This window comes from Streptomyces sp. NBC_00247, from assembly GCF_036188265.1.
Lineage (GTDB): Bacteria > Actinomycetota > Actinomycetes > Streptomycetales > Streptomycetaceae > Streptomyces.
Genome location: NZ_CP108093.1, coordinates 3,187,516 through 3,200,436, shown reverse-complemented (window position 1 = coordinate 3,200,436; position 12,921 = coordinate 3,187,516). Strand labels below are relative to the sequence as shown.

Annotated in this window: 11 protein-coding genes, 1 tRNA gene and 1 pseudogene; 10 read left to right on the top strand and 3 right to left on the bottom strand. The window is 66.6% G+C overall.

Going from position 1 to position 12,921, the window contains the following annotated elements; all coding sequences use genetic code 11:
* The first annotated feature begins 136 nt into the window (after positions 1-136).
* The 6 genes from OHT52_RS13520 to OHT52_RS13495 all read left to right on the top strand — a co-directional run bounded on the left by OHT52_RS13520 (position 137) and on the right by OHT52_RS13495 (position 6,107).
* Positions 137-622, top strand: coding sequence for a helix-turn-helix domain-containing protein (locus tag OHT52_RS13520; RefSeq protein ID WP_328720396.1), 486 nt, complete (start codon positions 137-139; stop codon positions 620-622).
* A 189-nt stretch (positions 623-811) separates the two neighbouring features.
* Entirely contained in the window at positions 812-1,030 is a 219-nt protein-coding gene (locus OHT52_RS13515) for a helix-turn-helix domain-containing protein (RefSeq protein WP_328720395.1), read from the top strand.
* The gene (locus tag OHT52_RS13510; protein WP_328720394.1) at positions 1,030-2,160 is read left to right on the top strand and encodes a tyrosine-type recombinase/integrase; all 1,131 of its coding nucleotides are present in this window, start codon (positions 1,030-1,032) and stop codon (positions 2,158-2,160) included. Before OHT52_RS13515 ends, OHT52_RS13510 begins: the two co-directional genes overlap by 1 nt.
* Before the next feature lie 528 nt (positions 2,161-2,688).
* The gene (locus tag OHT52_RS13505; RefSeq protein WP_328720393.1) at positions 2,689-3,132 is read left to right on the top strand and encodes a hypothetical protein; all 444 of its coding nucleotides are present in this window, start codon (positions 2,689-2,691) and stop codon (positions 3,130-3,132) included.
* Positions 3,133-3,266: 134 nt separating this feature from the next.
* Entirely contained in the window at positions 3,267-5,342 is a 2,076-nt protein-coding gene (locus OHT52_RS13500; protein WP_328720392.1) for a hypothetical protein, read from the top strand.
* A 3-nt stretch (positions 5,343-5,345) separates the two neighbouring features.
* A complete protein-coding gene (locus OHT52_RS13495; protein ID WP_328720391.1) occupies positions 5,346-6,107 on the top strand; it encodes a hypothetical protein in 762 nt (253 codons plus the stop codon).
* A gap of 561 nt (positions 6,108-6,668) precedes the next feature.
* On the opposite strand, the gene OHT52_RS13490 is transcribed toward OHT52_RS13495, so the two are convergent.
* Positions 6,669-6,742: transfer RNA gene (locus OHT52_RS13490), tRNA-Gly, on the bottom strand.
* A 260-nt stretch (positions 6,743-7,002) separates the two neighbouring features.
* Here OHT52_RS13490 and OHT52_RS13485 point away from each other — a divergent pair.
* The 4 genes and pseudogenes from OHT52_RS13485 to OHT52_RS13470 form a co-directional block, all read left to right on the top strand.
* Positions 7,003-7,212 (top strand): hypothetical protein, encoded by a 210-nt coding sequence (locus OHT52_RS13485; RefSeq protein WP_328723999.1) that lies wholly within the window; start codon positions 7,003-7,005, stop codon positions 7,210-7,212.
* Between the two features lie 177 nt (positions 7,213-7,389).
* Positions 7,390-7,965, top strand: coding sequence for a dCTP deaminase (gene dcd / locus OHT52_RS13480; protein WP_266706996.1), 576 nt, complete (start codon positions 7,390-7,392; stop codon positions 7,963-7,965).
* Between the two features lie 43 nt (positions 7,966-8,008).
* Complete coding sequence (locus OHT52_RS13475; protein WP_328723723.1) at positions 8,009-8,524, top strand: phosphoribosyltransferase; 516 nt, start codon at positions 8,009-8,011, stop codon at positions 8,522-8,524.
* 542 nt (positions 8,525-9,066) lie between these two features.
* Positions 9,067-9,342: pseudogene (locus OHT52_RS13470) on the top strand (replication initiator); the annotation flags it as partial.
* A 57-nt stretch (positions 9,343-9,399) separates the two neighbouring features.
* On the opposite strand, the gene OHT52_RS13465 reads toward OHT52_RS13470, so the two are convergent.
* Complete coding sequence (locus tag OHT52_RS13465) at positions 9,400-10,386, bottom strand: Yip1 family protein (RefSeq protein WP_328720390.1); 987 nt, start codon at positions 10,384-10,386, stop codon at positions 9,400-9,402.
* A 210-nt stretch (positions 10,387-10,596) separates the two neighbouring features.
* Positions 10,597-12,858 (bottom strand): (Fe-S)-binding protein, encoded by a 2,262-nt coding sequence (locus tag OHT52_RS13460; RefSeq protein WP_328720389.1) that lies wholly within the window; start codon positions 12,856-12,858, stop codon positions 10,597-10,599.
* Positions 12,859-12,921: the final 63 nt, after the last annotated feature.

The window sequence follows — 12,921 nt, the reverse complement described above, 5'->3', positions numbered from 1 at the left end:
GGTGCGGTTCGCTGAGGTGCTTCACGGTACCACGGACTATGCCGATCGCATAGAGCTATGCGATCGGCAGAACGGATGTTAATCTTGTTCCATGCCGCACAACCGGCGGCGCACGCAGCGAACGGGAGGAGGGGCGATGGCGGATGACGAGGAACCCTCCGAGGGGGTTCTCCTCAGCAGCGAGGACAACGCCGCCGTGCGGGTCAAGCTCGAACGCGAGAAGCGCGGCTGGAGCACGACCACACTGTCGGAACGCTTGAACGAGGCCGGCTTCGACATGAACCCGTCCGCGGTCTGGCGCATCGAGAACCGCAAGCGTCGCATCAACCTCGACGAGGCCATCGGGTTCGCCGAAGTCTTCGGCGTCCCGCTCACCAACTTCGTCGGGCCGCCCAGTCTGGCGACCATGGGTCGGGCCATGGAGCTGATCGACAACGTCGTCGCGGCCTACAGAGCCTCCCACCGTGCCAACCACGAGGCCCGGAAGGCCCGGGACCAACTCGATGCCTACCTGGCCACGCACCCGGACATCCGCAACGAAGCCGACGTGATGGTCTCCAACGCCATCGCCGTCGAGATGGCGAAAGCCAACGAGGAGTACGGGCCCACCTCCGACGCTTAGATGGCCCGCTCCACCTGTCGCAGTAGGAACGCAAACCCCCACTGCGGCTGTACCGCCCATCCCATCCCTGAACGACACGAGGCCAGGCGCGGGGTTGCCGCCCCATCCGCCGGCCGGAACCGGAGCACTCACTTGCGCCCTTCGGCGATACCGCACGCCCCCGTTCAGCGCCCGCGACCGCAGGGGGAGGTGACCACCACCGACGCCCTTCTGACCGTGGAGCAGGCCGCCGACCGCCTCGGCACCGGCGTGCGCTTCATCCGGCGCCTCATTCAGGAACGCCGCATCCGCTACGTCAAACTCGGCAAGCCCGTACGGATACCCGAGAGCGCCCTCGCCGCGTACATCGAGGAACGCACCGTTCCGACCATCAGCAACGCGCGCTCCCGCTTCGGGAAGGCTGTCTGATGGCGGCCCGCAAGCCGCAGCGGCGACGTGAATTCGGCACCGTCCGTCAACTTCCCTCGGGGCGCTGGCAGGCGCGGTACTGGGCTCCGGACGGGAGTCGACGCACCGCGCCGGAGACCTTCGAGTCGCGTACCGACGCCCAGACCTGGCTCACGCTCACGCAGGCGGACATCGAGCGTAAGCACTGGGTGGACCCCGATGCCGGAGCGGTCGACTTCGAGACGTACGCGATGAAGTGGGTCAAGGAGCGTGGACTCTCCGCCACCACGGAGGAGTTGTACCGAAGGCTCCTGCGGCTGCACCTGCTGCCCGAGTTCGCCACGGTGAACCTGGATGCCATCACGCCGCCACGCGTGCGCACCTGGCGGGCCGAGCGGCTGGAGGCGACCGGTGCGACAACCGTCGCCAAGTCCTACCGCCTCCTCAAGGCCATCATGGAGACGGCGGCCGACGACGAGCTGATCCGCCGCAATCCGTGCCGGATCAGGGGCGCCGGCAGCGAGCGGGCCCGAGAACGGCCTACGGCCACCGTCGAACAGGTCGACGCGCTCGCCGACGCCATGGGGCCGAGGTGGCGGCTGATGGTCTACTTCGGTGCCTACGGGCCGATGCGACCGGAGGAGCAGGCCGCCCTTCGGCGGTCCGACGTCACCCTCGAACCGCTCGCGGTGAAGATCCGTGACGCTGCTCCCGAACTGACCACCGGCCGCCGCGTCGAAGGCGACACGAAGTCGGCCGCCGGAAGGCGAACCGTCTTCCTTCCAGCCTTCCTGCACATTGAGGTGAAGCGCCACCTCGACTGGTACGCCCACAAGGAACCCGACGGACTCCTCTTTGTCGGGGAGAAAGGCGCTCCTTTCCGCCGGTCCACCTTCGGCCGCAAGTGGCGCAGGGCCCGCGCCCTGGTCGGCCTGGAGGAGGGCTTCCGCTTTTACGACCTCCGCCACACCGGCCACACGCTGTCCACCCAGTCGGGCGCCACGCTCAAGGACACGATGGTCCGCGCCGGGCAGTCCTCGGAGAAGGCAGCGCTGATCTACCAGCACTCCGACGGGGAGCGGCAGCGGGAGGTTGCTGGCGGCATCGACGCGCGCGTCCGCGCCGCCCGTGAGAAGGCGGCAGCCACGTAGCACAGACAACTTAGGGAGCGTCATGCCCCCTCAGGGTGGGGCCCGGTGCCCCACCCTGAGGCATTGGCGCTGTTCCGGGACCGAGCGGCCTCTGCTCCGCCACCGATTGCATCATCTGTCGCTCCGGCCGCAAGAGGAGAGGTGGAAAGGCTGCGTTTGCGACAGAAGTTGGGACAGGCGTCGAACCCGCATGCCAGTCCCGGGTTACACGCCATGGAGGGATAACTACTGGCACGTGTGCTCTCGTGATGGATTAGGCTATTCGAAATACAGTTCGCTTACATTTCGAAGCCTTCGAGCCATCTATCAACGGCGTCTGGCGGCCAAAAGTGATTCGAAAATAACTTCCCGACCCCTTCCTTCCAGGTCATTCGCCGATCTATCTTCGAAAGTGATGGTTTGATCGGGTCGGAAGGTGGGTCGTTTTTCCGTCTGTTACAGGCCAAGAACATCAATTCGATTGTTCGTTGTAGTTCCACCCTGCACCCTGATCTCTCCAAATCGGTTGGATCAGGTGGGGGTGCGGGCATGACGGAAGCGTTCAACGTCATCGAGGTGGCGACGAGTGGCGCGGGGGTGTTGGCGGCCGAGATGGCCAGGTCGAGCTGGCAGGGCGTGCGCGGCGCGTTGGTGTCTTTCTTCCGAGGAGGCAATGAGGCGACGGCCGCAGACGAACTTCGCGTGCTGGATCTCCACCAGGGGCGACTGTTGGAGACGCCTGAAGCTGATCGCGAGCGAGTGCGCGAGGAGATCTGCCGGGAGCTGTTCATTCAGTTGAAGGGCTTCCTCGTGAAGTACCCCGAGATGGCGGTCGACCTCATGGCGCTTGTGCATGAGCGGGAGCGCGCCAGCGGTGAGGCAAGCTCGGGGCCGCGAATGGTCGCGGAGAACAACACCCACAGCCAGGTCATCATGACCGGCAGTTCGATCTTCGGTGGCACCTTCACCTATCGAGCGGAGGAGTCCAAGTGACGGGTGCCTTTGATGACGGAATCCCAGACTGGGTACGGCCTCAGCGCGCCGGGCATCGGCCTGCGGATTCAACTCAGCCAGCTGATCTCGAGAGCGCGTCGGGAGAGGACTCCGCCCATCCGCACGGCGCGGACATGTCCGGGCCGACGTCCACGACCGACGCGAAGGACGAGGGCCCGGATGCGCCGGAGGAATACCCGGAAGCATTGCAATCTAGGCTGAACGTCTCCGGCAACCACAACGCGTTCGTTGTGGCGGCTCTTGGTTCGGTGTTCCTTTCGACGGGCAAACAACCGCTCACCGTCACCGACCTGTCCGAGTTCGAGCTGAAGGCGGCTAGCCAGGGGTGGGTGTCGAAGGACGCGGACGATCTGCCGGTTACGGCTGCGGACGAAGCGATCAAGATTCTATCCGTGCCGGGTAGCGCGTTGGCGGTGATCGCAGGCCCTCCGGAACACGGCAAGAGGGCTGCCGGTATCCGGGCCCTATGGCGGACCGCACTCTCGCGGCAGGCCAGGGAGGGGTCGATGGAGCTGAAGGAGATTGAACCCGACTGGGAGGACCCCGCAGAACCAGACTGCTCCGTACTCCCCGACGCAGCTCATACCGGGTACCTGCTGGACGTCGAAGACGAGATGGCTGGTTGGGTGAACCCGGACCGGGTGGCCGGCGCATTAGCCGTCCACGCGGAGAGGCTGGCGAAAATCGGATCATGCTTGGTCGTGATCGCTGATGAGAGGGTCTGGCCTCAGGTAGCCACGCATACCGCGGCCCTTATCCGCGTGAAGAACAGGCCGTCGGCCCAGTTGGTGGCCCGCACTCACCTGGAATACGTGTACGACCTGCCTGGCCGGGCCAACCAAGTCACAGTCGATCGCGCCAACCCCGAGGCAACCCCCGCAGCCCAGTTGCTTAACGCTGAGTCCACACCGGCGGACGGAGCCCGGTTGGCTGCCCTTCTGGCGACTTCAGACGGCTCACCGGCGAGCGTCAAGACGGCGGCGAGCAGATTCCAGGAGTGGTCCACCGATGTCAGCGCGGTGTTTGCGGCCACGACACAGATGCCCGAAGACAGGGCGCTGCTCATTGCCGCGGTATTCCTCAGTGGCGAAGACGCCCTCACGATGCAGGAGGGCGCCCAGGCGCTGCTAGGGGATCATGGGCGGGACGGTGTGCGTGAGATCCTCACCGGGCCGGACCTCAGCGACAGACTCAAATCGGTCAAGGCAAAGGTGTCGGGCCGGCAAGCGTCCTTTGACCACCGGCCGGGGTATGCCAGGGCAGTGCTTCTGCACCTGTGGCGGCAGCGTCCCGACATCCACACACATCTTCTGAGCTGGCTGGACCTGCTGGTGACGGACCGGGCACGCGGCACGAAACGCCTGGAGAAGATCAGCGATCTGCTGGTCGAGCTGGCCATCGCCGAGAATGACATTCGCGTGGTGGAGACCATCAAGAGCTGGATTGGGGTTAGCAACGACGACCGGCACTTGCGATTGATCGCCAGCGTCCTGAGCCGGACGGCACAAGCTGACCGGCTGGGTCCTTCCGTTCGGACGAAGCTCCTCGAATGGGCGCAGGACGGTGAGGAACCTTTGGCGCGGGTGGTGGCCCTGGTTTGTCAGACCGACTTTGCGCGGCATTACCCCCGGCAGGCGCTGGTGCGTATCCAGCACGTCCTGGGGAGGACAGAACGGGACACCGCTGTCATGGAGGCGGACGCGGCGCTGCGCGCCATGGCGGCCACGGAGGAGCAGTTGCCGACCGTCTGGCGCATGGTGAACGCTTGGGCTGCCAAGCGAGGCAACACCGCCGGGAGTCGGGCATTCCTGGCCGTCATCAACCCGCAGACGGACCCGTACGCTCTGCAGGTCACCCTTGCCTCGGCCGCGGCTGACCCGGTTGTTGCGGACGCACTGGTCACTGGCTGGAGCACCGCGCTGGAGAACCGAGCCGTCGATCAGGAGTGTCGGGCGCTGATTGACCGGTGGGCACATGCGAGAGCGGACGGCACTGTGCCTCGTGAGCATGTCACGGGGATCCTCGGGCGGGTCATCTCCAGGTATCTGACGGCCGCGCCAGTCTCCGCTCTGCTGATCGGTGAGCCGGGAGTCGCCTATGACGCCGCAGTCATCGAGTTGCGTGGTGAACTCAGGCATATTTCGCAGGCTGACCCGTGGTTGGCAACCGAGGACAGCAGGGAGCCGTAGGTCGTGGGCTGGAGAAAGCAGGATCCTCCTGATCCTCGTGAGGAGCTCCAGGCTTTAATAGAGAGCTTCGAGGCTCGGCTGGAGAGCGCGCACGCGGGTATCGCCTTTCAGGTGGTCTTCCATGTGCAGGTCCAGAGCGTGGCCGCGCCCTTGATGGATGCGGGAGGGACGGCCCGTGCGGTCCGCATTGCGTTGCGGCACGAGGCGGCAGATGTTCTTCGGCGGCTGCCCGCGGCCGACCTCCACTCCGTTCAGGACCTGCTGGCACGGGAAATGGCTCGCAGTCATACGCTGGTCGACCCTGAGGTCCGGTACGGCGCTCGCGTGCACGTGTCGTTACTCACAGGAGACCAGGCTGCCGTAGAGGCGCTGTTGGTTGCCCAACGCGAGCAATCAAAGGCCACTGCTATCCGGCGACAGGAAGCCGAGGACCTCGCAGAGGAGCTCTCCGATCCCGCCGGGGTCATGGCGCGATGGGTCGCGACCGACGTAACTGACTGGCCGAAGCGCGCGACCGAAGCCAAGGCACTGGCCGAGCTGTTCGCTTCCTACCGTCCGCCAGGGCGCCACGGCGTCGAGTACGCGCTCGTAGAGGCGGTTCGGGAGTTTCTGGCCTCCTTCCCCGAGCCGGCACAGAAGCGGATGGTCTACGGTCTGTTAGGTGCTGGAATGCGTAAGGCCGAACGGCCCGCCCACGCAGCAAAGGTTGAGGAGATCGCAGAGGCCATCACCGGGAAACTGGCGCCACCCGGAGGCGCCAGGTGAACACTGCAGTCCTCCGCGGCACTTCGGAGGTCCGGTGGTAGCCGGCGAATTCTGGCGCTGGACGCTTTCGCCCCGGACCAGCTTCCTCGCCTGGAGACGCTCCCGAGTTAGCAGCGACACCATCTCCTTCGATATCGCGTGGAGGCAAATCCGCGTCCTTCGGTACCCAGAAGAGGGTGGGTATCAGAGGGCCGGACACCTTCCCCCTCCACCTTGGCCTGGTGCGTGTCAAAGGCATGGGCCTGACTGAGTCGTAAGCCAGCGGCCGGCGGGTCCTTGCAGCCGACCGCTGGGGCGCGACCCGTCAGGCCGTATCTGTGCCTTGGCGGCAACACACCTCCAGGTTGAGGTGGGTTGCCGCCTGCCTTTCGGATGACGAAGTCAGATACTTGCCGTGCTTGTGGTGCGCGTCACGCGGAGGGCGTCTACGGGTGACACAGCGGCATGTGGGCGTGATGCAGCAGCGGGCGTTCTGGAGGTTGGGGCACGCGGAGGGCACGCCACCCCTCAACTGGTCTAGACAACAAGAAAGGCCCCGGTCATTGACCTGGGCCTTCTTCGTGGAGCGGGTGACGAGAATCGAACTCGCGCTCTGAGCTTGGGAAGCTCATGTTCTACCATTAAACTACACCCGCAATGCTCGCCGATGATCGGCTGTGCATGCTCGCACACTGTACCTCATGGCTGGACCCCGGCGAATCCGTCGCGGGTCCTTTCGGCGTTTCGGGGGGCTTGTCGGGGTGTGGGTGGGTGGGGCGGGGGCGTGGGGTTGACGGGTGTGCGGTGGGCGGGAGTTGGGGCGTAGGTTGGAGCGGAGCGGCGTGTGGAGTGGGTCCTGTTCATCCCCTAATGTGTGGCTTTCTCGTTCGAGGCCGGCTGGTTGGGAAGGGACTTGATGGAGTCGTTGAAGGCAGTGGAGTCGCTCAAGGCTGTGGAGGCGGGGGAGCGCACGGTCGTCCGTTGCGCGGAGGGGCACGTGTTCGCCACGTCGACGTTCCCGATGCAGCAGCTCGGGTCGGACCGGATCGGGCCCGGGCGGCTGATCCGGTGCCCGCGGTGCGCGCGGCTGCGCAGCTCGGTTCCGGTGGCGCCGGCGAAGCGGTAGCCGGCAAGGCGGTACCGGTACCTGGCGCGGCAGCCGGTAAGAGCCGTAGCCGGTGAGCCGGTCCCCGGGGCGTCCGGGAGGGGAACCGGGGCGGCGGGGGGTGTCGTCGGTGGTGGGGCAGGCGCGCGGGTGTGGTCCGGTTGGGGCGGGCTCGCGCGTTCTGCGTATCCTCGGATCGTGCTTCTCTCTGACAAAGACCTCCGGAACGAGATCGACAGCGGTCGGGTCCGTATCGACCCGTTCGACCCGTCGATGGTTCAGCCTTCGAGCATCGATGTGCGGCTGGACCGCTACTTCCGGGTGTTCGAGAACCACCGCTACCCCCACATCGACCCCGCGGTCGAGCAGCCCGACCTGACCCGTACGGTCGAGCCGGAGGGGGACGAGCCGTTCATCCTGCACCCCGGTGAGTTCGTGCTCGCGTCGACGTACGAGGTCATCACGCTGCCGGACGACCTGGCCTCGCGGCTGGAGGGGAAGAGCTCGCTCGGGCGGCTCGGGCTGGTGACGCACTCCACCGCCGGGTTCATCGACCCCGGGTTCTCGGGGCACGTGACGCTGGAGCTGTCGAATCTGGCGACGCTGCCGATAAAGCTGTGGCCGGGGATGAAGATCGGGCAGTTGTGCATGTTCCGGCTGACCTCGCCGTCGGAGTTCCCCTACGGTTCGGAGCGGTACGGCTCCCGTTACCAGGGGCAGCGGGGCCCGACGGCTTCGCGTTCGTACCTGAACTTCCACCGGACCCAGGTCTGACGGGTCCGGCAGGTCTGACACGGAGGACGCCGAGATGACGGGCATGGCAGCCGCGGAGGACCGGGAGAACCTGACCTACGAGGGGTTCGGGCTCGCCGTGCGCGAGCTCGCCCAGGCGGTCGCCGACGACGGGTTCGAGCCCGACGTGGTGCTGAGCATCGCGCGGGGCGGCGTGTTCGTGGCCGGTGGCCTGGCGTACGCGCTGGACTGCAAGAACATCCACCTGGTGAACGTGGAGTTCTACACCGGCGTGGGCACCACCCTGGAGATGCCGGTCATGCTGGCGCCGGTCCCGAACGTCGTGGATTTCACGCGCAAGAAGGTGCTGATCGCCGACGACGTCGCCGACACCGGCAAGACGCTGAAGCTGGTCCGCGACTTCTGCCTGGACCACGTCGCCGAGGTGCGCAGCGCGGTGATCTTCGAGAAGCCGCAGTCGCTCGTGAGGTGCGAGTACGTGTGGAAGAGGACCGACCGCTGGATCAACTTCCCGTGGAGTGTCTTGCCTCCAGTACATAGGTTGGGCGAGGGGCCCAAGCTGAACCGGGAGGCCCTCTAGGGGTGTTACGTGGTCGGTGCCGGCTCCGAGTTGACCTGGTTGTCGGTGCCGACTGATATGCTTCTGCCGTCCACTTCCGGTCCATCCTGAGCTTCGGACCACAGAGCCGAAGACCCCGCTAACCAGGGGGTTAGCACCACCGGATCGGAAGTCGACATGGCAGATCTGCGAAAGCCGGATGATCAAGAAGAGCAACCGCGTGGTCCGAAGCGAAGCCTGATAAGGGCCGAGATCGTGATTGCAGCGCTCTCCGCGATCGCGGCACTCGCAGGCTGTGTGGAACAGCTGGCGCGATAGAGGCGCCAAACGCTAGGTGGTGGGCCGGACGATGTGCCAGGGCAGCAAAGCGGGCCCGGCCGTTAGATAGTCGGCCGGACCCGCTTAACGACTCCACGCGATGAGCCCGGCCTCGGTCTAGACCACCGAGGTTGGGCTCTTTGCTTGGAGCCAGCCCGTGTGACCTGCGCAGACTCGGCCGATTGGATGGCAGTTAGCGAGTACCTAGTTTGCAGGTCTATAGCCCAGACTATAGCCCGCACGTCCCAGCTGGCCCTATCTGGCCCTCGCCGATCGTCCGGACGGCTTCCAGCGTCCCCGTCCCGCCCTCGGGCGACCAACCGGCCCGGACCCTCCGTTGGGGGACTCAGGTGGACGTGCGGCCGATCGGCGCGGACAACGCGAACGACGACCTCACCGAACAGGCGGTCGCCGCGTACGTGGCGAAGTACGCCACCAAAGCGGCCGAGACGACCGGCATCGTGGACCGGCGCATCGGGGAACTCGCCAGGTTTTCGACTCCTGAGGAGCCGCCACGCGTGACGAAGGGCCCGGACCGTTTCCACCGTCCGGGCCCTTCGTCGTACGCGTGACGCCGCTCAGATCGTGCCGAGCTTGAGGATGGAGAGCAGGCCGATCAGCTGGATCGCCGAGGCGCCCAGGGCCTTGGGCCACGGCAGGTCGTGGGACTTGCTCACCATGGAGGTGAAGAGCGCTCCGGCGGCCAGCAGGGTGATCCAGCCGACGATCTGGACGAACGAGTTCTCGCCGCCCAGGAAGAGGGCGAAGAGCAGCCGGGGGGCGTCGGTGATCGACATGATCAGCATGGAGAGACCCACGGTGGGCTGCCATGCTCCGTCGCCGCCGAGCTGGCGGGCCAGGGTGTGGGTCACCGCGCCGAGGACCAGGCCACCGACGACGAAACCGAGTCCGGTGAAGAGGACGTACGGGACGGCCGTGGAGATGGTGGCGTTGATGGCCTCTTCGCGGGCCTGGTCGAAGCCGAACAGCGCCAGCAGCCCGTAGACGAAGGTGACGATCAGGGCGGGGCCCCAGACGGGGTAGTCCCGCATCTGCCAGAACGTCGCGCCGGGCCGCAGCACGATGCCCGACAGCAGGTCCTTCCATCCCAGGCGCGGTCCGGCCGGCTGGGATGGGGCGTCGCCCGCCTGGTAGGTGCCGCCGGCGGTGTACGGGTCGTCGCCGACGCTGAACGCCTGCGTGTGCCCCGGGTTGTTCGCGTACGGGTCGTGGCGCGGCGCCTCCTGGTACGGGTCGCCGAAGTACTCCGGCTCGCCGTGTCCGCCCGGCTGCTGCTGCTGCTGTCCGCCCGGCTGCCGCGGTCCGCGTCCCTCGTTGCCGCGGGGCGCGCTGGTGTAGCCGCCGCCGTTGCCGTACGGGTCCGCGCGGGGCGTGCCGTACTGCGGCGGGGCGGGCGTGCCGCCCGCCTGCGGCCACTGCTGAGCGCCGTACGGGGGCTGTGGTGCCTGCCCTCCGTACGACTGCCGCTGCTGCGGTTGCCGCGCTTGCTGCGGTTGTTGCGGGGTGCGGTTGTCCCGGCCGCGTCCGATCCTGAATCCAGCCACGTGATCGAACGTACCTGGTCCCCGGGGCAACGGGTGCGGGAGCGGGGGGACCGGGACGGCTTTGCGGCTGAGCTGTGACATCCCGTACGGGTATACGGGCCGACCCCGTACGGGTGAATTCCGGGTGCTGGTGCGTGAGGTACGCGAGAAGCGGCCGGTCCTGCCCCCGAGGCAGGTCCGACCGCTTCTCGCTGTGCGGGTGGTGGTGCGTTACGCGGCCGGTTCCGGCTCGGGCTCCGGCTGGGGCTCGGGCTCCGGCTCGACGGGCTTCTTCACGGACTCCAGCAGGAGCTGCGAGACGTCCACGACCTGGATCGACTCCTTGGCCTTGCCGTCGTTCTTCTTGCCGTTGACCGAGTCGGTCAGCATGACGAGGCAGAACGGGCAGGCCGTCGAGACGATGTCCGGGTTGAGGGAGAGGGCCTCGTCGACACGCTCGTTGTTGATGCGCTTGCCGATCCGCTCCTCCATCCACATCCGCGCGCCGCCGGCGCCGCAGCAGAAGCCGCGCTCCTTGTGGCGGTGCATCTCCTCGTTCCGCAGGCCCGGAACGCTCTTGATGATCTCGCGCGGCGGTGTGTAGACCTTGTTGTGACGGCCCAGGTAGCAGGGGTCGTGGTAGGTGATCAGGCCCTCGACCGGGGTCACCGGCACGAGCTTGCCCTCGTCCACCAGGTGCTGGAGCAGCTGCGTGTGGTGGATGACCTCGTACTCGCCGCCGAGCTGCGGGTACTCGTTGGCGATGGTGTTGAAGCAGTGCGGGCAGGTGGCGACGATCTTCTTCGTCGCCTTCGCCTTCTTGGTCGAGTCGTCGTCATCGTCCTCGCCGAACGCCATGTTCAGCATCGCGACGTTCTCCTGGCCGAGCTGCTGGAAGAGCGGCTCGTTGCCGAGGCGGCGGGCGGAGTCTCCGGTGCACTTCTCGTCGCCGCCCATGATCGCGAACTTCACGCCCGCGATGTGGAGCAGCTCGGCGAAGGCCTTGGTGGTCTTCTTCGCCCGGTCCTCCAGGGCGCCGGCGCAGCCGACCCAGTAGAGGTAGTCGACCTCGGTGAGGTCCTCGACGTCCTTGCCGACGATCGGGACCTCGAAGTCGACCTCCTTGGTCCACTCGACGCGCTGCTTCTTGGCGAGCCCCCAGGGGTTGCCCTTCTTCTCCAGGTTCTTGAGCATCGTGCCCGCCTCGGACGGGAACGCGGACTCGATCATCACCTGGTAGCGGCGCATGTCGACGATGTGGTCGATGTGCTCGATGTCGACCGGGCACTGCTCGACGCAGGCGCCGCAGGTCGTGCAGGACCAGAGCACGTCCGGGTCGATGACACCGTTCTCTTCCGCTGTGCCGATCAGCGGGCGCTCGGCCTCGGCGAGAGCGGCGGCCGGGACGTCCTTGAGCTGCTCCTCGGTCGCCTTCTCGTTGCCCTCGGCGTCCTTGCCGCCGCCGGCCAGCAGGTACGGCGCCTTGGCGTGCGCGTGGTCGCGCAGGGACATGATCAGGAGCTTCGGGGAGAGCGGCTTGCCGGTGTTCCAGGCGGGGCACTGCGACTGGCAGCGACCGCACTCGGTGCAGGTGGAGAAGTCGAGGATGCCCTTCCAGGAGAACTGCTCGACCTGGGAGACACCGAAGACGTCGTCCTCGCCCGGGTCCTCGAAGTCGATCTCCTTGCCGCCGCTGGTCATCGGCTTGAGCTCGCCGAGCGCGACGGCTCCGTCCGCGTTCCGCTTGAACCAGATGTTCGGGAAGGCGAGGAAGCGGTGCCAGGCGACACCCATGTTGGTGTTGAGCCCGACGGTGATGGCCCAGCCCATGGTGACGCCGAGCTTGATCATCGCGGTGAGGTAGACGAGGTTCTGCAGCGTGCCCAGGCTCAGGCCCTTGAAGGCGGCGACCAGGGGGTACGAGGCGAAGTACGCGGCCTCGTAGCCGTCCACGTGGTGCAGCGCGCCTTCGAGGCCGCGCAGGGTCATGATCGCGAGGCCGATGACGAGGATGACCGCCTCGACGAAGTACGCCTGGCCCATCTTGGAGCCCGCGAAGCGGGACTTGCGGCCCGGACGGGTCGGCAGGTTCAGCTGGCGGATCGCGATGAGGACGAGGATGCCCACCGTCGTCGCGAGGGCGATGAACTCCGTGTACGCCTCGTACGGCAGCCAGCCGCCGAGGACCGGGAGCACCCAGTCGGCCTTGAACAGCTGTCCGTAGGCCGTGACGATGGTCAGACCCAGCGTCAGGAAGCCGACGGCGACGAACCAGTGCGCGACGCCGACGATGCCCCACCGGTTCATCCGGGTGTGGCCGACGAACTCCTTGGCCAGGGTGATCGTGCGGTTCTTGGGGTCGTCGGTGCGGCTGCCCGCGGGGACCGGCTGTCCGAGGCGGACGAACCGGTAGATCTGCGCGACGGCTCGGGAAATGAGCGCAACGCCGACCACGGTCAGCACCAGCGACACGATGATCGCGGCGAGTTGCATGTAAGGGCTCCTCGGGCCTGCGAGGGTGGGATTTTGACACTACTAAGCAGTAACTTAATCAGT

Excerpts from the sequence above, each read along its gene's own strand:
- OHT52_RS13520 (WP_328720396.1), top strand. The coding sequence starts at position 137 with ATGGCGGATGACGAGGAACCCTCCGAGGGGGTTCTCCTCAGCAGCGAG.
- OHT52_RS13510 (WP_328720394.1), top strand. The coding sequence starts at position 1,030 with ATGGCGGCCCGCAAGCCGCAGCGGCGACGTGAATTCGGCACCGTCCGT.
- OHT52_RS13505 (WP_328720393.1), top strand. The coding sequence starts at position 2,689 with ATGACGGAAGCGTTCAACGTCATCGAGGTGGCGACGAGTGGCGCGGGG.
- OHT52_RS13500 (WP_328720392.1), top strand. The coding sequence starts at position 3,267 with ATGTCCGGGCCGACGTCCACGACCGACGCGAAGGACGAGGGCCCGGAT.
- OHT52_RS13485 (WP_328723999.1), top strand. The coding sequence starts at position 7,003 with ATGGAGTCGTTGAAGGCAGTGGAGTCGCTCAAGGCTGTGGAGGCGGGG.
- OHT52_RS13475 (WP_328723723.1), top strand. The coding sequence starts at position 8,009 with ATGGCAGCCGCGGAGGACCGGGAGAACCTGACCTACGAGGGGTTCGGG.
- OHT52_RS13460 (WP_328720389.1), bottom strand. The coding sequence starts at position 12,858 with ATGCAACTCGCCGCGATCATCGTGTCGCTGGTGCTGACCGTGGTCGGC.